The sequence below is a fragment of the Nitratireductor sp. WH36-1 genome (assembly GCF_058725515.1).
In genome coordinates this window covers 3,526,961-3,549,830 of record NZ_CM178970.1, presented here as the reverse complement: position 1 = coordinate 3,549,830, position 22,870 = coordinate 3,526,961, and the positions used below count along the sequence as shown (strand labels likewise).

The following is a 22,870-nucleotide window of genomic DNA, read 5'->3' as shown; positions in this document are numbered from 1 at the left end:
GATGCGTGTCAGGCGATGTCCAGGATCACATTGCCAATGATGTCGCCGCGTTCCACCGCTTCGTGGGCTGCAACGATGTCGCGCAGGGCGAAGCGTTCGCCGATCGCGTGTTTCAGGCTGTTCTTTTCAAGCATCGTGGTGAGCTGGGCGATGGCTGTTTCCCGGTCTTTGGAAAGTAGTTCGTAGACCACGAAGACCTGCAGGGTGAGGCTGTTCCATAACAGGGTCGGGAAGGAAACCGGGATGTCGCCCTGCATGCTGGAGCCGTAGCACACGATCTTGCCGTGCGGCGCGAGCGCGCCATTGGAGATGATCGAGGTGGTGGAATAGAGATCCATGTCGATCAGGCCGTCCGCGCCCTTGCCGGCGGTGAGGCCCTTCACGGTGGCGGCCACGTCCTTGGCCTTGTAATCGATCACGAAGTCCGCGCCGGCGGCGCGTGCATGGGCGGCGCGGGAGGCGGAGGCGGTGGCGATGACACGCGCGCCGCGCGCCTTGGCGATCTGGGTGACATAATGGCCGACCGAAGCGCCGGCGCCGATGACGATCAGCGTCTTGCCACGCACATCGCCGAACAGATTGACGGCATGAATGGCGGTTAGGGCGGGAATGCCGAGACATGCGCCGGCGGCGAAATCCACATTGGCTGGAAGCGGCACGGCCTGCGCTTCCGGCAGCGTGATCATCTCGGCGGCGGTGCCGAAGGGGCGTCGCCACTGGCCATTCCAGATCCAGACGCGCTGGCCGACGCGGCCATGGTCCACGCCGGGGCCGACGGCGTCGATCTCGCCAGCGCCATCGCTGTGGGGAATGATGCGTTCGGCATTGAGCGGCCGGCCGCGCCGCGCCTTCACGTCCGACGGGTTCACGCCGGAGGTGGCAAGCCGCACGCGCACTTCGCTGGGACCGGGCGTGGGCGTGGGCATGTCACCCAGTTCGAGCACGTCGCGGGCTGCGCCATTGCGCTCATACCATGCTGCTTTCATTGCCTTCTCCCCTCGATCAGATGCCCTGCAAGCGTGCCGACCGGCGCTCTCCCGCCATTGACAAGGCCCAAATTTGCGGCGCACGCTTCGTCATCCGCAACGAAGATGCAGGTCAATCTTGAATCGTCCCGAAAGCGTCACCGACCACGACCGTAAGCACAGTTCTCCCGTAGCGCCAGCGTCCGGGGGAGGAATTTCAACAGACGGAGCGGAGGCGATGGGGGATTTCATTTCGCCCGAGCACGAGGCCGAATATCGCGCCTTCGTGGAGGAGCATCCCGACCTTGAGGCCGTGGAATTCCTGATTGTCGATCCCAATGGCGTCATTCGCGGCAAGTGGGCGCCCGGCGACAGCCTCAAGAAGGCGTTTCAGGAGGGCGTGAACTTTCCCATGTCGCTGCACGGGCTCGATGTCTGGGGACGCGAGGTGGAAGAGACGGGCCTGCACATCGAAACCGGCGACAAGGACGGCTACTGCCGCGCAACGCGCGGATCGCTTTCCATCGTGCCATGGGCGAGGCGCAAGACGGCGCAGGTGCTCCTGCAGACATTCACCCCCGAGGGTGAGCCTTTCATGGCGGATTCGCGCCAGGTGCTGAAACACAAGGTGGCCGAGGCCAATGCGCGCGGCTTCTTCCCCGTGGCGGCCTTCGAGCTCGAATTTTATCTGCTCGACCCCGAGAAGCAGGATGCCGCCGGCATGTCGACGCCGCTTGGGGCGGGCGAGGGGCCGGATCGTCTGCGCATGTACGGGCTCGACGATCTCGCCGAGAACGCCGCGCTGTTCGACATGATCCGCGATGCGGCGGACGCGCAGAACCTGCCCATCGACACGATCATCAAGGAGGCGGCGCCCGGCCAGTTCGAGGTCAATCTCAAGCATCGCTCCGATCCGCTCCGGGCCGCTGACGATGTGATCCTCCTGCGGCGGATCGTGATGGGCTGCGCACGTGCGCACGGGCTGACGGCCACCTTCATGGCCAAGCCCTTCATCGATTATGCGGGCAATGGCATGCATGTGCACACCTCCATGCTGGATGGTGAGGGGCGAAACGTGTTTGCGGGGGATGAGGGGCAGGCGCGGCTGCTTTCGGCGGTGGCGGGGCTCATCGACACCATGCCGGAATCGCTCATTCTCTACATCAACACGTGGAACGGGTTCCGTCGCATCACGCCCGGCTCCTACGCGCCGACCCATGCGGTGTGGGCGGAGAACAACCGCTCGGTGGCGCTGCGCATTCCGGTTTCCAATGAAGAGAACCGCCGGGTGGAGCATCGCATCTCCGGGGCGGACGCCAATCCCTATCTGGTGATGGCCGCCATCATTCAGGGCATGATGGAGGGCATGGAGAGCGGCGCGAAGCCGCCGCCGCCGGTCGAGGGAAGCGCCTATGACGAGACGGCGGATCTTGGCCGTGAGCTGCCCGACGACATGGATGACGCGCTGCAGCTCGCCTCCAGAAGCGGCTTCATGGAGCGCGCGCTGGGGCCGCTTCTGGCGAAGGTCTATCGTGATTTGAAGCGGGCGGAAATCATCGCCTTCTGGAGCGAGATCACGCCCCTCGAACGCACCACTTATCTTTGAGCTGAAACAGAAAAATCCCGCTTGTCGCATTTTGGAAACGACAATAGGGTTGAACCCAAATATGCGGGTGCCGGCGGTGATTTGAACCGCGGCAAACACAGTCCCCAAGGGAGAGATTTCATGCTTCGTAAGACCCTTCTTGCTTCCTGCGTCTCACTCGCCGCGATTGCCGTTTCCACGGCTGCCGGCGCGCAGGACCGCGTCGTCAATGTCTACAACTGGTCGGACTATATCGACGATTCCATCCTTGAGGATTTCACCAAGGAAACGGGCATCAAGGTCGTCTACGACGTCTATGATTCCAACGAAATTCTTGAGACCAAGCTGCTGGCTGGCGGTTCGGGCTATGACGTTGTGGTGCCGTCGGGCGAGTTCCTCGGACGCCAGATCAGCGCCGGCGTGTTCCAGAAGCTCGACAAGGACAAGCTGCCCAACCTCTCCAACATGTGGGACATGATCAACGAGCAGGTTGCGGTCTACGATCCGGGCAACGAATACTCCATCAACTACATGTGGGGCACCACCGGCGTCGGCTACAATGTCGGCAAGGCCGAAGAAATCCTCGGCACTTCCAAGATCGACACCTGGGATGTGATGTTCACGCCGGAACTGGCGGCGAAGTTCAAGGATTGCGGCATCTACATGCTCGATTCCGCCAGTGAGGTCGTGCGCTCCGCACTGATCTATCTGGGTCTTGAGCCGAACACACCTTCGGCTGAAGAACTCGCAAAGGCCGAGGAACTGCTGATGGCGGTTCGCCCCTTTGTGCGCAAGTTCCATTCGTCGGAATACATCAACGGTCTGGCCAATGGCGACATCTGCCTGGCGCTTGGCTATTCGGGTGATGTGTTCCAGGCGCGCGACCGTGCGGCGGAGGCCGATCAGGGCGTCGAGGTCGGCTATGCGATCCCGAAAGAGGGCGCGATGCTGTGGTTCGACCAGATGGCCATTCCCGCCGATGCCAAGCATGTCGACGAGGCGCATGAATTCCTCAACTACATCATGCGTCCCGACGTGATCGCCAAGGCTTCCAATTACGTCGTCTACGCCAATGGCAACAAGGCTGCCCAGGCGGAAATGGACGAAGAGGTGGTCGGCGATCCGGCTGTCTATCCGGATGAGGCGACCATGGCCAAGCTCAAGGCACCGCTGCCCTACGACATGCGCACGCAGCGTCAGGTCACGCGCATGTGGACCAAGGTTGTGACCGGCCAGTAAGGCGCTACAGGGCAGGGGACCGCCGATGAAGTCGCTCGGCAGCACACGTCGCAGCTTCGCGCCCTGGGCCGACCCCCAGGCGAAGCCCTATATCTCTTTCGAGAACGTGACCAAGACGTTCGGTGACTTCACGGCGGTCGATGACCTGTCGCTAAACACCTATGAGCGCGAGTTCTTCGCGCTCCTGGGCGCGTCGGGGTGTGGCAAGACCACGCTCCTGCGCATGCTTGCGGGGTTCGAGCAGCCCACTTCGGGCCGCATCCTCCTCGACGGGCAGGACCTTTCCGGCATTCCGCCGCACAAGCGGCCCGTCAACATGATGTTCCAGTCCTATGCGCTGTTCCCCCACATGACGGTGGAGAAGAACATCGCCTTCGGCCTGAAGCAGGACCGGATGCCGGCGGACGAGATCGCCGACCGCGTGGCCGCGATGCTCAAACTGGTCAAGCTGGAGCCCTTCGCCAAGCGCAAGCCGCATCAGCTTTCCGGCGGTCAGCGGCAGCGCGTGGCGCTTGCCCGCTCGCTTGCGAAACGGCCAAAGCTTCTGCTTCTGGACGAGCCGCTGGGCGCGCTCGACAAGAAGCTGCGCGAGGAAACCCAGTTCGAGCTGATCGATCTGCAATATGATCTCGGCCTCACCTTCATGGTCGTCACGCACGATCAGGAAGAGGCGATGACCATGGCCGACCGCATCGCGGTGATGGACAAGGGCAAGGTTATCCAGGTGGCGACGCCGGCTGAAATCTATGAAGCGCCGAATTCGCGCTTCGTCGCCGACTTCGTCGGCTCGATCAACATGTTCGAGGGAACGGTGACGGCGGCCGACCGGGAGAAGGTACGGATCGCCGACGCATCCGGCTTCGAACTTTCCGTCATGAACGGGGCGGGCGCCGAACAGGGGGCGACCGTCTGGTTCGCCGTCAGGCCCGAAAAGATCGACATTTCGCGCAATCGCCCGGATGGCGCGGTGAACGCGGTGGAAGGCGAGGTCTGGGACATCGCCTATCTCGGCGACATGACCATCCACCATGTGAAGCTCGATGACGGGCGCATCGTCAAGGCCAGCAGCATCAACCGGCGGCGTGCGGTGGAAGACGTTCTGACCTGGCATGACCGGGCTTGGGTGTCCTTCCCGGCGGATGCCGGTGTGGTGCTGACACGGTAGGCGGCGATGGCTCGTTTCCTCTCCGCCATCGCGGCCCGTCTGGTCATTGCCGTTCCCTATCTGTGGCTGCTCGTCTTCTTCCTTGCGCCGTTCCTGATTGTCTTCAAGATCTCGCTGTCGGAACCGGCGCTCTCCATGCCGCCCTATATGCCGGCCTTCGATCTGGCGGACGGCATTTCGGGGTTGATCGAGAAGATCCGCACGCTGTCCTTCGGCAACTATTTCTGGCTGCTGGACGATCCGCTCTACACGAACGCCTATCTGTCGAGCATCTGGATCGCCGGCGTCTCGACGCTGATCACGCTGGCCGTGGGCTATCCCATTGCCTACGGCATGGCGCGCGCGCCGGCCGCGATCCGCCCGACGCTTCTGATGCTGGTGATCCTGCCGTTCTGGACCAGCTTCCTGATCCGCGTCTATGCGTGGATCGGCATTTTGAAGCCCGAGGGGCTGCTCAACCAGTTCCTGATGTTCACCGGCCTGATCGACGAGCCCCTGATCATCCTCAACACCACGACCGCCATCTATATCGGCATCGTCTATTCCTACCTGCCGTTCATGGTGCTGCCGCTCTATTCGACGCTGGAGAAAATGGACGAATCGCTGATCGAGGCTGCGCGTGACCTTGGCTGCTCGCGCACATCGGCGTTCTGGAAGGTGACGTTCCCGCTCTCGCTGCCGGGCGTCGTTGCCGGCTGCATGCTGGTGTTCATTCCGGCGGTGGGCGAGTTCGTCATTCCCGATCTTCTGGGCGGTTCGCAGACGCTGATGATCGGCAAGACGCTGTGGACCGAGTTCTTCAACAATCGCGACTGGCCCGTATCGTCGGCGGTGGCGGTGATCCTGCTTCTGATCCTGATCGTGCCGATCATGCTGTTCCAGCGGTCGCAGGCGCGCTCGCGTGAGGCGGGGAGGTAGAGATGGCTGGAAGCTGGGGACGTTTCAACATCGTGTCGCTGGTGCTGGGCTTTGCCTTTCTGTACCTGCCGATCGTGCTTCTGGTGGTCTATTCGTTCAACGAGTCGCGGCTTGTCACCGTCTGGTCCGGCTTCTCGACCAAATGGTATGTGGAGCTGTTTTCCAATCGCGGCCTGATGGACGCGGCATGGGTGACGGCGCGTGTCGCCTTCCTTTCGGCCACGGTCGCGACCGTGCTCGGCACGATGGGGGCCATCGCGCTCACCCGCTACACGCGCTTTCGCGGGCGGCTGCTTTTCTCGGGCATGGTGTTCGCGCCGCTGGTGATGCCCGAAGTCATCACCGGCCTGTCGCTGCTGCTGCTCTTCGTGGCGATCAATTTCGACCGTGGGTTCTTCACCGTCACCATCGCGCATATCACCTTTTCCATGTGTTTCGTGGCGGTGGTGGTGCAGTCGCGGCTGATGAGCTTCGACCAGTCTCTGGAAGAGGCCGCGCTCGATCTCGGCGCGACGCCGCTCAAGGCGTTCTTTCAGGTCACGCTGCCGGTCATCATGCCGGCTGTGGTTTCCGGCTGGATGCTGGCGTTCACCCTGTCGCTCGACGATCTGGTGATCGCAAGCTTCACCTCCGGTCCGGGTGCGACCACGCTGCCAATGAAGATCTATAGCCAGGTCAGGCTGGGCGTGACGCCTGAAATCAATGCGGTCTGCACCATCCTGATCGGCATTGTGGCGACCGGCGTGATCATCGCCTCCGTCATCACCAAGCGGCAGGAAGTGCAGCGCCGCCGCGACGAACAGGCCGCCGCGCGCATCACAGCCTAGAGCGTTTCCGCTTTTCGCTGAATCGTGAAAACGCTCTAATTCATTGTTTTCGTGCAATTCCGGACGGAAAACCGGTTCCCACTTTTCCTGGAATTGCTCTAGGCATACGCCGGGGCCGTCCGCATGAAGCGGGCCTGTCTCTTTCATGTGAGATGACCAGTCGAGCGGGAGGCTATCCCGCTCGCTACGTGTAGTGCTTGCGCCTGCTCGCTCTGCGATCTACTCGATCAGAAACGGTGCGATGAACGGGGCGTTCCACGAGCCGCCGATGAAGAAGGTCTCGCGGGGATCACTTTCCTCGGAAGCCTCTTCGCCGTTCTCATCAACCGGCTTGTCGCTTTCGGGCGGCAAGATGCTGCCGGAAAGGGCGATGCCGCGACCGGCAAAGGGAATGAGCCCGCCCAGCGTGATGGTCTCGCCCGTTTCCAGCTTCGCCTCGGCGGTGTCGATCCATGCGATGCCGCCGGCAAGGGTTGCCTTGAGTTCCGCCCCGTCGATGGCCAGTTCGCCATCGGCGATCTCGGTCAGCGGGAAGAAGGAGCCCTTGTCATTGTGCTCACGGAAGGATTCCAGGTTGAGACCGGGCACGGTGCCTTCGCCGAAACTGGCTGAAATGGAGCCGTCGGAGGTCTCAAGGATTTCATCCAGCGTCTCGCCTTTCCCTTTCAGGAAAACGGAGAAGGAGCCGGGGGCCCGGGGCATGAAGCTGGTGAGGTGCAGCTTCTCGGCCATTGCCCCGCCATTGAGGTTTTCCGCCGTGATGCGAAGCTCTGCCTGATCGTGGCCTTCCACCCTGTCGAGGCGAATGCCGAGCTGCAGCATGCCGCCAAAGGCGGTGGCGTCGGAAATGTCGAGGCTCACCAGCCCGTCGCGAACCTGCGCGGTGGCGGCAATATCGGTCATCGAGACGGAACCTGCCGTGGCTTCATTTGCCGAAAGGCGCAGGTCAAAGTTCAGGTCACGCGCCCACGGAGCGGCCGGTGGGGCGGCCGGTGGGGCGGCTGTGTCTGGCTCCGGCGCCAGCGTGTTCAGAAGCACGCCCAGATCCAGCGCATTGAAAGCCAGCGTGCCGGAAACGGTGGGGTGCGGGTCGGTGAAGGCGATGTCGAACACACCCCGGGCGCTGCTGTCGCCGAGATTGAATTCGGCATTCTCGAACTTCACCCGCGTGGCGTCGCCGGTAATGGTGCTTTTCAGTTTGGCTGCCTTGATGGTGCTGCCGGGCCAGTCCTCGAGCAGCGTCCATTCGAGAACGCGCTGCAGGGAAGGGGCCGCGCTTTCCAGCGTGCCATGCAGGAAGGCGTTGCCGACAATGTCCGCCTGTCCCTTGAAGGAGAGCGTCAGCGGGGCGCTGTTGACCGAGAGGGAAACATTGGTCTTGCCGCCGGCGAGCATGATCAGCGGTTCTTCGCTGGAGGCTTCCACGGCGATGCTCTCGCCATGCCAGATGCCCTTGGCGGAGAGCGTTGCGGAGCGGTCGAGGGCTGGCCAGTTGAGCGTTCCCGTGACGCTGCTCAAGACCGGCGGGCGATTGACACCGTTGAGCACGATGACGCGCCCGTCCACGATTTCCACCGTTGCGAAACTGTCGTTCGGCAGGGCGCTTGTGTCGGGCTCTGCGGGATTTGCCTGGATCAGGCCGCGCGTTGCCTCGACCGATTGAGCAAGCTTGCCCCACTTCGGAATGGCCGGAATGCGCATGACGCCGCCACTCTCATCGAGCCGCACCACGGGGCGCACGAGGCGGATCTTGGTGAACACCACTTCGCCGCGCAGGGCGGCCAGCGCCGAAAGGTCGATCTCGACCCGATCTGCTTCCATGACGGCGGGTTGCCCGTCGCCATTCCAGTTGGACAGGACGACATCGTTCAGAACGGCCTTGAAGGAGGGCCAGACGCGGATTTCAGGCGCATCGTCGAGCCGCACGCGGTATCCACTCCACGCGCTCACCTGCTGGGCGACGCTGTCGCGGACGATCTGGGTTGAGGCCAGGATTGGCAGGCACAGGATCACCACCACCGCGATCAGAGCGGCAATGGCCAGTGCCCAAATGCTTTTCTTTACTGCCGGCGAGGGCATGGAACCTCATCCCTGGCGCTTTGCGCACCGGTTTGAAACGCCCGATGCCAGTGCAAAACGCTGTTATCACAGGTTGGCGTCAAGCACGACGCAATCAGGCCGACAAACCGCGACCTCACAACTCCTTACGGGTTTAAACATGGCGTATGGCAATTCAAGGATTTGTCGCGCGTCTGCCGGATATTGCACCGCTTTCTGCCGGTTTATGCCGCAAACGGAAGGAAACGGTCGGGTCGCCTCGCTGTTTCAAACGAGACCATTGCCGCAGGACGAGCGGAAATGCATAAGGGGTGCGATTGCCGAAAAGGCCTTTAGGAGGAAAGCATGAGTGCAGCCGAGCCGCTTTGGACGCCATCCGAAACCCGCACGAAGGAAGCTCCGATTACGGCTTTCGCGGAGCGCGCCGAAGCGCTGACCGGAAAGCGCCTGCCCGACTATGCGGCCCTGCATGCCTGGTCGGTCGAGGATCGTGAGGGGTTCTGGTCGCTGCTGTGGGATTTCTGCGGCGTGATCGGCGACAGGGGCGAGCGCGTACTGGTCGATGGCGACCGGATGCCGGGGGCTTCCTTCTTTCCCGACGCGACGCTGAACTTTGCCGAAAATCTCCTGCGCAAGAGCGGTGACGGTGATGCGGTGGTGTTTCGCGGCGAAGACAAGGATGAGCGCCGTCTCTCCTGGGACGAGCTGCGCAATCTGGTCTCAAAGCTCCAGCAGCTCTTCCGGGATCGCGGCCTGAAAGCCGGAGACCGTGTTGCGGCGATGATGCCGAATATGCCCGAGACGCTGGCAGCCATGCTGGCGGCAAGCTCTCTGGGGGCGGTGTGGTCTTCCTGCTCTCCCGATTTCGGTGCGCAGGGCGTTCTCGACCGGTTCGGCCAGATCGAGCCGACGATCTTCATCGCGCCGGATGGCTACTGGTATGGCGGCAAATCGTTCGACGTGTCGGAAAAGACGGCTGCCGTGCTCGAAAAGCTGCCGAGCGTGAAGCAGGCGCTGATCGTGGACTATCTGGGCAACGCTACGGAAGCCGCCGCAGAAATCGACCGGGCGGACGCGTTCAGCGATGCGATTGCAGCCTATGAGGCTGCGCCGGTTTCATTCGAGCGTCTGCCCTTCTCGCATCCGCTCTACATCCTGTTTTCGTCGGGCACGACGGGCATTCCCAAATGCATCGTGCATTCGGCTGGCGGCACGCTGCTTCAGCACATGAAAGAGCATCGTCTTCATGCCGGGCTGGCGCCGGGCGACCGGCTTTTCTACTTCACCACCTGCGGCTGGATGATGTGGAACTGGCTGATGAGCGGCCTGGCGTCGGAAGTCACGCTTCTGCTCTATGACGGCTCGCCCTTCCATCCCGATGGCAATGTCCTGTTCGACTATGCCGATGCCGAGGGCATGACCTATTTCGGCACGTCGGCCAAGTTCATCGATGCGGTCCGCAAGGCGGATCTGAAGCCGATGGAAAGCCACGACCTGTCCACCGTTCGCACGGTCTCCTCGACCGGCTCGCCGCTGGCGCCGGAGAACTTCTCCTTCGTCTATGAGGGGATCAAGAAGGACGTGCATCTGGCGTCGATCTCCGGCGGCACGGACATCGTGTCCTGTTTTGTGCTCGGCGTGCCGACGCTCCCGGTCTGGGTTGGCGAGATCCAGGCAGCCGGCCTTGGCATGGCTGTCGAGGTCTGGGACGACGAGGGCAAGCCGCTTGTCGAAGGCAAGGGCGAGCTTGTCTGCACGCGCGCCTTTCCGGCCATGCCCCTCGGTTTCTGGAACGATCCGAAGGATGAGAAATACCACGCAGCCTATTTCGACCGGTTCGACAATGTGTGGTGCCATGGCGACTTCGCCGAGTGGACGGAGCATGGCGGCATCGTGATCCATGGCCGTTCCGACGCAACGCTCAATCCGGGCGGCGTGCGCATCGGCACGGCGGAGATCTACAATCAGGTGGAGCAGCTGCCCGAAATCCTCGAGGCGATCTGCATCGGCCAGGACTGGGAAGACGATGTGCGCGTCGTGCTGTTCGTCCGGCTGGCAGAGGGCGTGGAGCTGGACGCGGCGCTGGAAAAGACGATCCGCACCAAGATCCGGACCGGCGCAAGCCCGCGCCACGTGCCGGCGCGCATCGTGGCCGTGAGCGACATTCCGCGCACCAAGTCGGGCAAGATCACCGAGCTCGCGGTGCGGGACATCGTGCATGGCCGCGAGGTGAAGAACAAGGAGGCGCTCGCCAATCCCGAGGCGCTCGATCTCTACCGGGATATTCCCGCTCTTCGCAGCTGAAGGGCGGGGCGTATGGTTAAGGATCGGTAAAGCCGATATTTACCGAGAATTCACAGGTGGTACAGAAGCGTAAACTTGTCGGTAACCAGGTAAGGTTCTGTTAAGAGATAGCCGCGATAGTGTCGGCTAACTTGACGAGCCGGACACAGGGTCCGACTGTTAGACAGATGTTCGCCAAGCCCCGTTTTTGACAGCATACAAGATCCTTCAAGCGCCCTTTCGGGCGCTTTTTTTTGGCCTGTGTTTCGTGATTTTTTGCGGTCAGGCGTTGCGGTCGCGCATGAGCGGGCCGGACAGAAGAATGACCGGAACGATTGCCGTTGCGATGATCAGCAGCGCGGCCACCGCGCCATCTTCCACCGCGCCGCGCGAGGCGTTTTCATAAACATGGGTGGCCAGCGTGTGAAAGCCGAAGGGCCGCAGCAGGATGGTCGCCGAAAGCTCCTTCACCGTGTCGACAAAGACAAGAATGGCGGCGGTCAGGATGGCCGGCTTCAGGAGCGGCAGGAGCACGGTGAAGGCGCTCTGGTTTGCCGTCTTGCCAAGGCTGCGGGCAGCCTGATCCAGATTGGGCGGCAGCTTTTCAAGGCCGGATCGGATCGCGCTTTCGGCGAGCGCCAGAAAGCGGATCGTGCAGGCAATCACGATGGAGGCGGCGGTGCCGGTGAGCAGGAGCCCGGTCGAAAGACCGGTATAGCTGCGCACAACGCCGTCGACCGTGTTGTCGATGGCGGCGAGAGAGAGGAGCAGGCCGAGACCGAGGATCGTGCCCGGCAGGGCGTAGCCGACGGAGGCAAGACGCACCAGAACCATCGTGTAGCCCGAGCGGGAGAGGCGCATCGCATTGAGCAGAAGAAGCGCGATGAAGACCGTGAGGAGGGCCGTCACGCCTGCAACCGCAACGCTGGTGAGGAAAGCCTGAAGGATCTGCGGTTCGGCGAACTGGTAGAGGCGGCGGGAGACATAACCGCCGAAAATGAAGAGCGGCACGCCGAAGCCGGACAGGATGGGAAGCGACAGCGCGAAGGTTGCCAGCCAGCCCCGTGCGCCGGCGAGCGGAACACGCGGCGGGCGCACATGCATCTGTGTGGCGCGGGCGCTGTGGAAGCGCTGTTTGCGCCGCGCCCACTGCTCTGCCGTCAGAAGCAGAAAGACGATGATCAGCATGACAGCCGCAATCTGGGCTGCCCCCTCCAGGCTGCCCCGGTTGAGCCAGGTGGAATAGACGGAGAGGGTGAGCGTGCGCACACCCAGATATTCCACCGCGCCGATATCGTTCAGCGTTTCCATCATGACCAGAGCCAGGCCGGCGATGATGGCGGGGCGCGCCACTGGCAGGAGAACGCGGAAGAACACGCGCGAGGGCCGCGCGCCGAGCGTGCGCGCCACATCGGCGATGTTGCGCCCCTGCATGAGGAACACGACGCGGGCTGTCAGATAGACGTAGGGAAAGGTGACGGAGGTCACCACCAGCGCCGCGCCCCAGGTGGAGCGGATGTCGGGAAACCAGTAATCGCGCGCGCTGGTGAAGCCGAAAATGCTGCGCACGGCCGTCTGCAGCGGGCCGACATAATGGAAGAACTCGCCGAAGGCGTAGGCCGCCAGATAGGTGGGAACGGCGAGCGGCAGGACCAGCGCCCAGGCAAGAAGCCGGCGCAGTGGAAAATCATAGCCGACCACCAGCCATGCGGACCCGACGCCGATGACGGATGTGCCAAGCGCCACGAGACCGAGCAGCGCAAGCGTGGTGCCGAGCGACTGGGGAAGCACATAGCGCAGAAGATGCGGCCACGCCTCGCCGGAGCCGGTCAGAGCCACATAGAGGATCGTGGCGATCGGCAGGAGAACGGCAAGCGCGATGACAACGCTGCCGGCAAGCGCAAAGCCGTGTCGCTCGCCCCGGATGCGGGGAAAGCGGCGTTCGCGAAGCGGGGCTGTCGGTGTGTGATAGGATGTCATGACGCCGTGTACCGGAACTCGAATATGCTACTCGTTCCGGCAGAAAGCAAAAAGCCGGGCCTCGAACAAGGCCCGGCTTTGCGGTTCATGAAAAGATCAGCTGGCCGGGCCATCGTCGAGGCCGACGCGGTCGACCATCTCGGAGGCTGCCTTGCGGTGCTTGGCGATCTCTGCGAGCGGCAGGCTATCCGGCTTGATTTCGCCGAAAGACTGGACCGTTTCAGAGACTTCCGCGCCCGGCAGGACCGGATATTCATAGTTGGTCTCGGCGTAGATCGCCTGTGCCTCGGCGCTGCCCAGGAAGCGCATCAGCTCAAGAGCCTGCTCGCGGTTCGGTGCGTGCTTGGCCATGGCCATGCCGGAAATGTTCACATGCGTGCCGCGGTCACCGGAATTGGGGAACAGGACCTTGAGCGAATCGGCCCATTCCTTCTGCTCCGGCTCCTTGTCGTTGTTCATCATGATGCCGACATAGTAGGTGTTGCCGATGCCGAGATCGCACTCGCCGGCAAAGATGGCCTGCGCCTGTCCGCGATCATTGCCGTTCGGCTTGCGGGCCAGATTGGCCTTCAGGCCCTTCATCCACTCTTCGGCCTTCTCCTCGCCGTGGTGGGCGATCATCGAGGCGAACAGCGCGATGTTGTAGTTGTGCTGGCCACTGCGCATGCAGATCTTGCCCTTCCACTTGGGATCGGCGAGCTCTTCATAGGTGATCGTGTCCTGCTCGACGCGGTCCTTGGAAGCATAAATCACGCGGCCGCGCGTGGTGACGCCGAACCAGTTGCCTTCCGGATCGCGGAACTCGGAGGGAATTTCGGAATTCACCGTCTCGTCCTCCACGGACTGGGTGATGCCCTTTTCCTTGGCGTTCATCAGGCGGCCGATATCCACGGTGAGGATCACGTCGGCGGGGGAGTTGGAACCCTCGGCTGCGATGCGGTCTTCAAGCCCCTTGTTGAGGAACAGGACTTCGGTGTCGATGCCGGTCTTCTCGGTGAAGGCGTCGAGCAGCGGCTGAATGAGGAAGGGCTGGCGGTAGGAATAGATGTTCACCGTGCCTTCGGCCTGTGCGGCAGGAAGCGTGGCGGCGAGCGATCCGGTAGCAACAAGCGCGGCGAGACCTGCGCGGGCTGCGAGTAATTTCTTGGTCAGCATTTCTGTCTCCTAGCCTGTGGGGTTCAAGGTCCCATGGAAAGTGCCGGGTTTGACCATCCAGCGAGGAGGCTTGTCGTAAAAATTTTCGCAACCGTCAAGGAAAATGCAAGCAATATCATAAGTTTAGAAGTATTCTAAACTACGGTTATCATGTTTTCCGTGTTTTCCTGGCGGGCAGGCCTAATCGGCGAGAACGCGCGTCGGCGGAAACGAAACCTCGACAAGCGTGCCTTCGCCGGGAACCGAATGGATCGCAAAGGCGGCGCGGTTGGCTTCCACCATGGCACGGGTCAGCGGCAGGCCGAGCCCGGTTCCGTCACCGCGCTTGCGCTTCAAGCTGTTGATTTGCTTGAAGGGTTTCAGCGCTTCCTCGACTTCCGCCGGGTTCATGCCGATGCCGGTGTCGCGCACCCGCATGACGACGGCTCCATCCGCGCTGTAGGCGGTGGAAACGATCACCTGGCCGCCGGCAGCGGTGTAGCGAACCGCGTTGGAGAGCAGGTTCAGGGCGATCTGACGCACGCTGCGCGGATCGGCCACCACATCGGGCAGGTTGGAGGCGAAGCTCGAACGGATGATGACGCGCTCGCGGTTGGCCTGCGGCTGCATCATGGCGACGGTCTCGCCCAGAATGTCGTTCAGCGAGACGGCCTCATAGTGCATTTCCTGTTCGCCGGCCTCGATCTTGGAGATGTCCAGCAGATCGTTGACCAGATCGAGCACGTGATTGCCGGACCGGTTGATGTCCCGAAGATAGTCGCGATAGCGGTCATTGCCGATGGGGCCGAATTTCTCGTCCATCATCAGCTCGGAAAAGCCGATAATGGCGTTGAGCGGCGTGCGGATCTCATGGCTGACGCGGGCAAGAAACTCGGTCTTCTGCGAGGAGGCGCGTTCGGCCTCGGCGCGCGCCTGGGTCAGTTCCTCAGCGGCGCGCTTCCACTGGGTGATGTCGCGCAGAACCGCGCAGAAACCGCTTTCGTGCGGCAGGCGGCCAATGGTCATGAACAGCGGGATGAAGCGTCCCTGCGCTTCACGGCCGATGACTTCCAGCCCGTCGTTCAGAACGCTCGCAACGCCATTGTCGGAAAGGCTTTCTAGATGCGCGCGCACGGCGTTCTGGCTCTCGATGGCAAAGAGGGCCGTGAAGGGCTTGCCCGCCACATCCTCACCATCGAAGCCGAACAGCGCTTCGGCCGGTTGGTTCGTGGAGCGCACATGGCCGTCATTGTCGATGATGACAACGCCGTCGGTCGCCGTGTCGACGATGGCGCGCATTTCGGCCAGATGCATCTGCAATTCAGCAGTCTGTCCGGTCTCCGCCGGAGCTTCACTCAAAAGCGGTGCGGCGAAGGCTTCCTGCGCAGGCTCTGCCGTTTCAGCTTCCACCGGTTGCAGGGCGAGCAGAAGGGCCTTGCCCGTGCGCCATGGCACGGATTGCAGATGCGCATGCACATCGTGCTCGACGCCCTGCGCCGTCTTGAGCGTGAGTGCCTGCGCGTCTGCCGGCGTGTGTGAAACCTCGTAGCTCTCGGGGAAAAGGGCTCCAATGCCGCCGTTTTCTTCAAGCGTGGTCAGATCGGCATAGCCGGTCAGGTCGAAGAAGGCGCGGTTGGCAAAGTGCAGCGTGTCGCCGGCATGGATGAGGATCGGCAACGGGAGACCGGCCAGAAGGCTGGTCTCTTCCCGGTCATCGGCGGTTTTTTCGAAGAAGGCCGAGGGCACAACCGGGGCGGTGGAAACGGGCGTCGCCGCTTCTTCTGCCGCCGCCCGGGCTTCGGCTCCTTCGACTGCTTCCACTGCTTCGGTCGTCTCGGGATGCGCGGCTTCGCCCGAAGACGATGCCCCGTCGTCTGCCGTCAGTTCAGGTTCAGGCGCGTGAACGTCCTCAACCGGCATTTCGTCCTCAGCGGCGCTTTCCGCTACCGGCTCGTTTGTTTCTGCAGAGATATCGTCGGGTGCTGGCTCTTCGGCTTCGTGTGACGGCGCTTCTCCTTCCGGCGCGCTGTCTTCCGTTACCGTGCCTTTTACGGCGGGGGCGGCGGGCTGGTCTTCAACAGGTGCTTCGTCTGTCGTCTCAGATGCCGCGACCTTGCCGGCATCGGAAGTCTGCTCGCTGTTTTCGCGCAGACGTGCGCCGATCTCGCGGAAGGCCGTTGCTTCGCTCGGCGAAAGTCCGTTTTCCTTCGCAGGCGCGGTGCGGTGCTCCGAGAGATTGATGATCTTGACGGGTGCTTCCGGCTCGCCTTCGGTTTCCGCATCAGCGGGCTCTTGCGCCTCGTCCGCAGGGGCGTCGTGCAAGTCAGCGTCAAAGGGTGCTTCAACGACTGGCTCTTCCTCGGCTTCCGGTGCAGGCGGCGTTTCGGCACTCTCCACAGGACGGGTCGGAAGCGGCGCGCCGGGAATGAGCACCAGCCCGATGCCCTCGGGATCGGTTACGGCATCGCCCATGCGGGCAAGGCCAAAGCCGTGAAAGCCTTCGAACACGCGGCCGCGGCCATAGATCGGCAGGGCTGCAAGGTCGACGGGAATTTTCAGGTCCGTGCCTTCCAGCGGCCACATGACGGTGCGGCCGGACCAAGTGTCGCGGCGCTCCAGAAGGGTCGCGATGCGGCCATCGGGATCGAGGCCAAAGGCATTCGAAACATCGCGGAAGCGTCGTCCCATCACGTCGGCTGCCGCTGGCCCGATGGCCTCGGCAAAGGCATCGGACAGGGCGGTGAAGCGGCCTTCCGAATCGGTGCGCCATGCAAAGCGCACGGTTCCCTTCGGGCGCTCGCGCTGCGGCGTCTTTGTGGGCTCCTGCGCTTCGGGCTCTACCATCTCCATGGTGGAGGCGACGTTGTTTTCCTGCGCGGCAGAGGGCGCAATCGGTGCAGACGCGGCGTCCGCTTTGGTCGCCAGTGTCTCTGTCGGCGCATCGTCATGCGCTGTGGTCTGCGCCGCCGGAGCATCCGCAACCGGCTCTTCCAAGAGCGGGGAGGGGGCGTCGTCGGGCGTGGTCGTCACGGTCGGAGCAGCAGGCGCTTCCTGAAGCGGCGCGTTCTGTTCGTCCACCACGACCAGAAGGTGCCATGCCGGCTCGTCGGTCAGCTTGGCAATGGCGGCGGGGCGCTGGCGCGCGCCGCCTTCGACCATGCGCTTGACCAGGCGATCCGTCTCGTCGCGCACTTCGTCAACGAGCGCGCGCAGGGTCTCGCGCTCGATGCCGAGTTTCTGGAAGCCGCTGGAGGAGGCTGCGACGAGGCCGTTCTCATCGACGAGCGCCGCAAACTGGTCTGCCGCATCGAAACCCTCAACCGCCGCCGTGGCGCGGAAGGCATCGTCGCGCATGCGCATGGATGTGGCCTTGAGGGCCAGAAGAATGGCCTGCTCGCCGCCGGGCAGGGAAATCGTGGATGCTTCCAGATTGACGACCGGCGCGCGCATGCTGCGGCCAAGCCGCGTGCCAACCGTGCGTTCTCCCGAAATGCGGGGGAAGCCGGGCGTGGCGGAGATCTGCCGGCGGGTCGTCGCCGAAAGATTGCTCTCGGCCCCGATGGCCTCTTCGATGTTGCGATAGCCGATCAGGGCCGCGCCGGGGCCGTTCGCCCAGATCACGGTGTCGAGCGCGCGCGACAGGACGAGCAGCGCATCGCCCGCTGCGAAGCGCTCACGAACCCGGTCCAGCACCGCAATGTCAACGAAGGAGTATGAGACAGACGCCATTCAAACGAGCCAACAATTATCCTGTATGCGCCCGGCCGGGAATCGCTGGCCGGGAGAACCGCATCGTTTCAAACAGCATCGGGCTGCCATCCTCAACCGCAGAACGCGGCATCCCGATAACGATGTTAACGCCTTATTAATAAAAGCATGTGGCCGCGAGGTCCACAAACTCTAAGGCCCCGATGCTGCGAATTCTCCGCGATTGGTTAATTGCAGCGACGGTTATGGTGATGGTTATGTTGCGGTGCAGCAAATATGTTGCAACGCACAAAGATCGATGCTATATACCGGTCATGAATTATCGGTGAGCGCCATCCAAGGAGAGGCCACCATGAACGAAAACCAAAGGATCGCGGATATGACCAAGACCACGCAAAAGGACACTGGGACCGTTGAATTCCCGACGTTTGATGCGACGCAGGCGAGCGAGCAGTTCCGCGCTTTCGCCGAAAAGAGCGCCGAGCAGACGAAAGAGGCCTATTCCCGCATGAAGTCGAGCGCGGAAGAGACCCAGAAGGCTTTCGAGGCCACTTTCGAGAGCGCAAAGACCGCCGGCAACGAGCTGACCTCCAAGTCGATTGCCGCGCTGCGCGAGGGCACGGAAGCCAATCTCGCCCATCTTGAGGCGCTGGCTGGCGTACGCTCCTTCGCCGAGCTGATCGAAATGCAGAGCAACTTCATGCGCAAGCGCATGGAAGTGGCCGTCGACCAGATGAAGGACTTCCAGACCACGTCGCAGAAATCTGCTGAAACCATGGCGAAGCCCATGAAGGACGTGTTCGAGAAGGCCGTCAAGGAACTGCGCGTCGCCTGAGGCGTTAGCGCTCTGAGTAGTCCGGCAGAAAGCACCTCCTCCCGCTTGCTGCCGAGTGGGACCGAAACCTCCTCCCTTCGGTCTCTTGTGAAAAAAGACCGGGATCCTCCCCCCGGTCTTTTTTTCTTTTGTTCTTTTGGCTTGAAAAAGCGATCAATTGCCCGTATTGACGCGAACGCCGGTCACCGGTCACGTGTGCGGTTGTAGCTCAGTTGGTTAGAGCGCAGGATTGTGGCTCCTGAGGTCGGTGGTTCGAATCCACCCAACCGTACCATTTCTCTTCATTTCACAGCATTGCCCGAAACCACGCATTCCGCTACCAGCGGTGATGCGCGAACGCTCTCGGCGGATGGTTCGCATTCCTTTTCTGGAGGGCATCTTCAGAAGATGTTGTGATTCGCCTCCCACGTTCGGAATCATGCTGCATATCGCTGGAGCTGGCCCACGAACGGGGCGCTTCAGGCAAGTCAGTTCAGCCGCCCACATGGCGGAACCTTTCAACGTTCCTTGAAGGATTGATCGCCAATCTCGGCAAGCGGCGAGAAGAGATATTCGAGGATGCGCCGTTGACCTGTCTTGATTTCCACCGTGGCGATCATGCCGGGCATGAGGGGGGCGAGCCTGTCCTCAATCATGAAGGTTGTCTCCATGAGTTCAACGGTGATCGGGAAAACCAGGTTCTGCATGCGTTGCACGTTACCAAGTGGCACCAGGCTCTTCAGTTCCGCGGCTGGGCTGTTCTCGATTTCCCGTGCGTCGGGTTCAGGGATGGCATCGGTGGCAACGTGCGTGACCCGTCCCGTCAGGGTTCCATGGCGCGTGAAGGGAAATGCTTCAATCTTGATAATGGCTTCCTGGCCGACTTCCACAAAGCCGACATCCCGATTGGCAAGATAGGCCTCAACTTCAAGCCGGGCCCCTTCTGGTACAACTCTCATCAGTTCCGTGCCGGCGGTGACCACCTGGCCGACTGTCGTGATTGCCGAAGCTTCAACGGTGCCGTCAATCGGGCTGACGATTGTCATGAGCGCGCGACGCCGTTCGGCCTTGAGCAATGTCTGTTTCAATTCCGCCGCCCGCTGGAGCGCTTCAGACTGGCGTTTGTCATTGTCGTTGACATAGCTCTTCACGAGCTTGTCCGCCTCGTTTTCAATCGCCTTGAGTGCTGCCTTCGCCTCCTCGCACTGGCCTTTCAAGGTCGCAAGGCCCACTTCGGCTTCCTGAAGCGCCTGCAGCGTTTCAAGCAGGTGAGCTTTCGTTTCGACCTTTGCCTGAAACAGGCTGGAGCGCATTGCGACCCGCTCTGAAAGCGTTTCAATCAAGGCGCTTTGTGAGGAGGCAGACCTCTTCAAGCGTCTGATTTCCGCATGCTTTTGTTCGCTCTGCGCGCGAAGGACGTTCAGTCCGGCTTCAAGCTCATCAAGTTCGGCGCGATAACTCTGTCGTTCACGTTGCCGGATTGATGGGGGCACTGAGGGAGGGAATTGCAGATCTGGAACAGTGCCCGCTTCCTCTCTACGGTCGGAATGAAGCCGCCAGGAGCGGATTGCCTGTAATACGGCCTTGCGGCGGGCGATTTCGCCTTCCAGCGACGTTAGATTTCCTATGAGTGCAGTTTCATCCGACTGCGCCTCGCCAGCATCGAGCCTGAGCAGGATATCCCCTTTTTTGACAGGCGCGCCATTGATGGCGATTGCGCTGCTAACCCTCCCGCTTTCCAGCGATTGGATGGTCTTCACGCGACCGGCGGGCTGAACCTTTCCCTGAGCCGTTGCCACAATGTCGATTTTTCCAAGATAGGCCCATAGGAGTGCGCTGCTTGCCAATAGACATATGGTCCATAGAAATGCGATGCGAACGGGAGATGCGGGCGTTTCCAGAATTTCCAAAGCGGCGGGCAGGAATGCACAGTCAGACCTTGGGCGGGCCGCCTGGACTGATTTCGATGTCTTCGCAGCTTTCAATTGAACGATCCTCACCCTTGGCTCGGTCCTGATTGGAGCCGCCACAGATGCGCGTAGAGCCCGTCTTTGCGCGCTGACAGGTCTTCGTGCGTGCCGGTTTCAACGATGCGGCCGTTATCCATGGCGATGATGCGATTGCAGCCCCGCACCGTGGCCAGACGGTGGGCTATGATGATAACGGTGCGCCCGCGAACGATCTCGCGCATATTGGCGAGAATGATGCGCTCGCTCTCATAGTCGAGTGCGCTTGTCGCTTCATCGAGTATCAGTATTGGCGGATTGGTTGCCAGGGCGCGAGCAATGGCCAGACGCTGGCGCTGCCCGCCCGAAAGGTTGGCGCCGCGCTCTTCGATCATTGTATCGTAACCGCTTGGCAATTTTGCAATGAACTCATCGGCCCCGGCCAGCGTTGCGAGGCGCATCGCATCTGCGCGTGGCATGGAAGGGGTGGCCAGAGTGATGTTGTCATGAATGCTGCGGTTGAACAGCAGGTTCTCCTGAAGCACGACGCCCGTGTTGGCGCGGAGCCATGCAGGATCGACCTGGGAGATATCCTGCCCATCAACCAGTACTTGGCCGCAAGTTGGAATGTAGAACCGCTGAATAAGCTTGGTCAGTGTGGATTTTCCTGATCCGGATGGGCCGACAATGCCGACCACCTCTCCTGAACCGATATCAAGACTAATATCTTTCAAGACATCCGGCCCGTTGGGTGAGTAGCGGAAGCGAACGCTTCTGAGTTCTATGGCTCCATTCGGCCTGGGTAGCGCGGTGGTGCTTGAGGGGCGTGGTTCCGCTGGGGCGTTCAGAATATCTGCCAGCCGAGCCACCGAAATCTGCACCTGCTGGAAGTCTTGCCACAATTGCGACAGGCGTAGAATGGGTTGTGCAACCTGCCCGGAGATCATGTTGAAGGCTATGAGTGCGCCGACCGTCATTTCGCCGTTGATGACGGCCTGAGCGCCGAACAGGAGCAGCGCCGCCGTTGTCACCTTGCTCACATACTGGATGGCGTTCTGCCCCTTGGCTGCAAGCATGGTCGCCGCAAAGGACGCCTTTACGTAAGCGGCCAGACGCTCCTCCCATTGCGCCGTGATAGTTGGCTCAATCGCCGCCGCCTTGATGGTCTGTGCGCCAACGATGGATTCGACGAGCAATTGCTGGCTATAGGCACCGCGGTCGAATTTTGCGTCAATGCGGGTCCGCAAAAATGGTCGGATGAGAACCCCGATACCAATGTAAAATGGGATGGACGCAATCACGATCCATGTAAGTGTTGTCGAATATGCGAACAGCACCGCGATGAAGATGAATGTAAAAGCGAGGTCGAGGCCGCTGAAGAGCGCCTGGCCGGTGAGGAAGTCGCGAATAGTTTCCAGTTCGCGCACCCGTGCGACCGTTTGACCGGCAGCGCGGGTCTCGAAATAGCTGAGCGGCAGGTTGAGAAGATGACGAAACAGTCGGCGGCCCAGCTCTACATCAATCCGATTCGCCGTATGCGATAGCGCATAGGTGCGCAGATATTGGAGAACGACGTCGAAGAGACCGATAACAACCAAGCCGGTAACCAGGATAATCAGCGTTGAATAGCTGCGATGCGCAAGGACCTTGTCGACCACCACCTGGAAGAACAGGGGGGTGACCAGGGCGAATATCTGCACGAACAGGCTGGCCAGAAGCACATGTACGATCGGCCGTCGATAGCGCCAGATCGATGGCAGGAACCAGCGAAAGCCGAAACTTTCCTGATCCGTGCCCGGACCGCCCATGCGCCTTTGCAGAAGAATCATGCCGCCACTGGCGGCTTCAAGGAATTCATTGGCTGGCAGGTCCCGAACGGCCAGGCTTGCCGGATCGAGGAGTCGGTAGGTTCCTTCTCTTGTAACTCCGCCGAATACAGCGAAGCCCCTGTCGCCAAGACAGGCTATTGCGGGGGCGGGAAGTGTGGAGAGGCGCTGCGCATTCAGTCGCCCGACGTGGCGAGCTTTCAGGCCGATCAAGCGCGCTGCGCGCTGAATGTCCTGGCTGTTGGCCTCGCCGGAAAGGGCCAATTCACGCGAGAGTTTCTCAGGCTCAATCGATATTCGATAGAAACCCGCGATCAGGCTGAGTGCCGCCAGCCCGGTTTCCGCTGCAACAGTGCGTGCTTGTAGGCCCGGATCGTGGGGCTGGTTATTGTCCATGCTCGGTGTCGTCTGAAAATACGGGA

General features: G+C 61.7%; 14 protein-coding genes and 1 tRNA gene. 8 read left to right on the top strand and 7 right to left on the bottom strand.

Annotated features, from left to right (window positions below; genetic code table 11):
* Positions 1-8 precede the first annotated feature (8 nt).
* Entirely contained in the window at positions 9-986 is a 978-nt protein-coding gene (locus tag AC4PTT_RS17090) for an NADPH:quinone reductase (RefSeq protein WP_492161727.1), read from the bottom strand.
* Between the two features lie 217 nt (positions 987-1,203).
* Between AC4PTT_RS17090 and AC4PTT_RS17085 the strand changes: the two genes are divergently transcribed.
* From AC4PTT_RS17085 to AC4PTT_RS17065, 5 genes are all read left to right on the top strand, one after another.
* Positions 1,204-2,571, top strand: coding sequence for a glutamine synthetase family protein (locus AC4PTT_RS17085; protein ID WP_222512253.1), 1,368 nt, complete (start codon positions 1,204-1,206; stop codon positions 2,569-2,571).
* 120 nt (positions 2,572-2,691) lie between these two features.
* Positions 2,692-3,789 carry a polyamine ABC transporter substrate-binding protein gene (locus tag AC4PTT_RS17080; protein WP_113154231.1) on the top strand — a complete coding sequence of 366 codons (1,098 nt, stop codon included), beginning with the start codon at positions 2,692-2,694 and terminating at the stop codon, positions 3,787-3,789.
* A 25-nt stretch (positions 3,790-3,814) separates the two neighbouring features.
* Entirely contained in the window at positions 3,815-4,954 is a 1,140-nt protein-coding gene (locus AC4PTT_RS17075) for an ABC transporter ATP-binding protein (protein ID WP_113154232.1), read from the top strand.
* Between the two features lie 6 nt (positions 4,955-4,960).
* On the top strand, positions 4,961-5,872 hold the full coding sequence (locus tag AC4PTT_RS17070; protein WP_113154233.1) for an ABC transporter permease subunit: 912 nt from the start codon (positions 4,961-4,963) through the stop codon (positions 5,870-5,872).
* 2 nt (positions 5,873-5,874) lie between these two features.
* On the top strand, positions 5,875-6,699 hold the full coding sequence (locus AC4PTT_RS17065; protein WP_113154234.1) for an ABC transporter permease: 825 nt from the start codon (positions 5,875-5,877) through the stop codon (positions 6,697-6,699).
* 219 nt (positions 6,700-6,918) lie between these two features.
* On the opposite strand, the gene AC4PTT_RS17060 is transcribed toward AC4PTT_RS17065, so the two are convergent.
* Complete coding sequence (locus AC4PTT_RS17060) at positions 6,919-8,778, bottom strand: AsmA family protein (RefSeq protein ID WP_492161726.1); 1,860 nt, start codon at positions 8,776-8,778, stop codon at positions 6,919-6,921.
* 324 nt (positions 8,779-9,102) lie between these two features.
* Here AC4PTT_RS17060 and AC4PTT_RS17055 point away from each other — a divergent pair, with 324 nt between their 5' ends.
* Positions 9,103-11,061 carry an acetoacetate--CoA ligase gene (locus AC4PTT_RS17055; RefSeq protein ID WP_492161725.1) on the top strand — a complete coding sequence of 653 codons (1,959 nt, stop codon included), beginning with the start codon at positions 9,103-9,105 and terminating at the stop codon, positions 11,059-11,061.
* Positions 11,062-11,322: 261 nt separating this feature from the next.
* Here AC4PTT_RS17055 and AC4PTT_RS17050 read toward each other — a convergent pair whose 3' ends face one another.
* The 3 genes from AC4PTT_RS17050 to AC4PTT_RS17040 all read right to left on the bottom strand — a co-directional run bounded on the left by AC4PTT_RS17050 (position 11,323) and on the right by AC4PTT_RS17040 (position 17,883).
* Positions 11,323-13,020, bottom strand: a complete 1,698-nt coding sequence (locus AC4PTT_RS17050) for an ABC transporter permease (protein WP_206544642.1) — start codon at positions 13,018-13,020, stop codon at positions 11,323-11,325.
* 96 nt (positions 13,021-13,116) lie between these two features.
* On the bottom strand, positions 13,117-14,175 hold the full coding sequence (locus AC4PTT_RS17045) for a Fe(3+) ABC transporter substrate-binding protein (RefSeq protein WP_206544643.1): 1,059 nt from the start codon (positions 14,173-14,175) through the stop codon (positions 13,117-13,119).
* 180 nt (positions 14,176-14,355) lie between these two features.
* On the bottom strand, positions 14,356-17,883 hold the full coding sequence (locus tag AC4PTT_RS17040; RefSeq protein WP_492161724.1) for a histidine kinase dimerization/phospho-acceptor domain-containing protein: 3,528 nt from the start codon (positions 17,881-17,883) through the stop codon (positions 14,356-14,358).
* A 358-nt stretch (positions 17,884-18,241) separates the two neighbouring features.
* On the opposite strand from AC4PTT_RS17040, the gene AC4PTT_RS17035 reads away from it, so the two are divergent.
* Positions 18,242-18,697, top strand: a complete 456-nt coding sequence (locus AC4PTT_RS17035) for a phasin (protein ID WP_113156180.1) — start codon at positions 18,242-18,244, stop codon at positions 18,695-18,697.
* 197 nt (positions 18,698-18,894) lie between these two features.
* A tRNA-His gene (locus tag AC4PTT_RS17030) sits at positions 18,895-18,971 on the top strand.
* A gap of 223 nt (positions 18,972-19,194) precedes the next feature.
* Here AC4PTT_RS17030 and AC4PTT_RS17025 read toward each other — a convergent pair.
* Both AC4PTT_RS17025 and AC4PTT_RS17020 read right to left on the bottom strand, forming a co-directional pair.
* The gene (locus AC4PTT_RS17025) at positions 19,195-20,661 is read right to left on the bottom strand and encodes an HlyD family type I secretion periplasmic adaptor subunit (RefSeq protein WP_475080777.1); all 1,467 of its coding nucleotides are present in this window, start codon (positions 20,659-20,661) and stop codon (positions 19,195-19,197) included.
* A gap of 11 nt (positions 20,662-20,672) precedes the next feature.
* Positions 20,673-22,844: a type I secretion system permease/ATPase gene (locus tag AC4PTT_RS17020; RefSeq protein WP_492161723.1), complete on the bottom strand. Its 2,172-nt coding sequence runs from the start codon at positions 22,842-22,844 to the stop codon at positions 20,673-20,675.
* Between the last annotated feature and the right edge of the window lie 26 nt (positions 22,845-22,870).

Coding starts and splice junctions, on each gene's coding strand:
- AC4PTT_RS17060 (WP_492161726.1), bottom strand. CDS start 8,778: ATGCCCTCGCCGGCAGTAAAGAAAAGCATTTGGGCACTGGCCATTGCC.
- AC4PTT_RS17055 (WP_492161725.1), top strand. CDS start 9,103: ATGAGTGCAGCCGAGCCGCTTTGGACGCCATCCGAAACCCGCACGAAG.
- AC4PTT_RS17075 (WP_113154232.1), top strand. CDS start 3,815: ATGAAGTCGCTCGGCAGCACACGTCGCAGCTTCGCGCCCTGGGCCGAC.
- AC4PTT_RS17020 (WP_492161723.1), bottom strand. CDS start 22,844: ATGGACAATAACCAGCCCCACGATCCGGGCCTACAAGCACGCACTGTT.
- AC4PTT_RS17040 (WP_492161724.1), bottom strand. CDS start 17,883: ATGGCGTCTGTCTCATACTCCTTCGTTGACATTGCGGTGCTGGACCGG.
- AC4PTT_RS17065 (WP_113154234.1), top strand. CDS start 5,875: ATGGCTGGAAGCTGGGGACGTTTCAACATCGTGTCGCTGGTGCTGGGC.
- AC4PTT_RS17080 (WP_113154231.1), top strand. CDS start 2,692: ATGCTTCGTAAGACCCTTCTTGCTTCCTGCGTCTCACTCGCCGCGATT.
- AC4PTT_RS17085 (WP_222512253.1), top strand. CDS start 1,204: ATGGGGGATTTCATTTCGCCCGAGCACGAGGCCGAATATCGCGCCTTC.
- AC4PTT_RS17045 (WP_206544643.1), bottom strand. CDS start 14,175: ATGCTGACCAAGAAATTACTCGCAGCCCGCGCAGGTCTCGCCGCGCTT.
- AC4PTT_RS17070 (WP_113154233.1), top strand. CDS start 4,961: ATGGCTCGTTTCCTCTCCGCCATCGCGGCCCGTCTGGTCATTGCCGTT.
- AC4PTT_RS17050 (WP_206544642.1), bottom strand. CDS start 13,020: ATGACATCCTATCACACACCGACAGCCCCGCTTCGCGAACGCCGCTTT.
- AC4PTT_RS17090 (WP_492161727.1), bottom strand. CDS start 986: ATGAAAGCAGCATGGTATGAGCGCAATGGCGCAGCCCGCGACGTGCTC.
- AC4PTT_RS17035 (WP_113156180.1), top strand. CDS start 18,242: ATGACCAAGACCACGCAAAAGGACACTGGGACCGTTGAATTCCCGACG.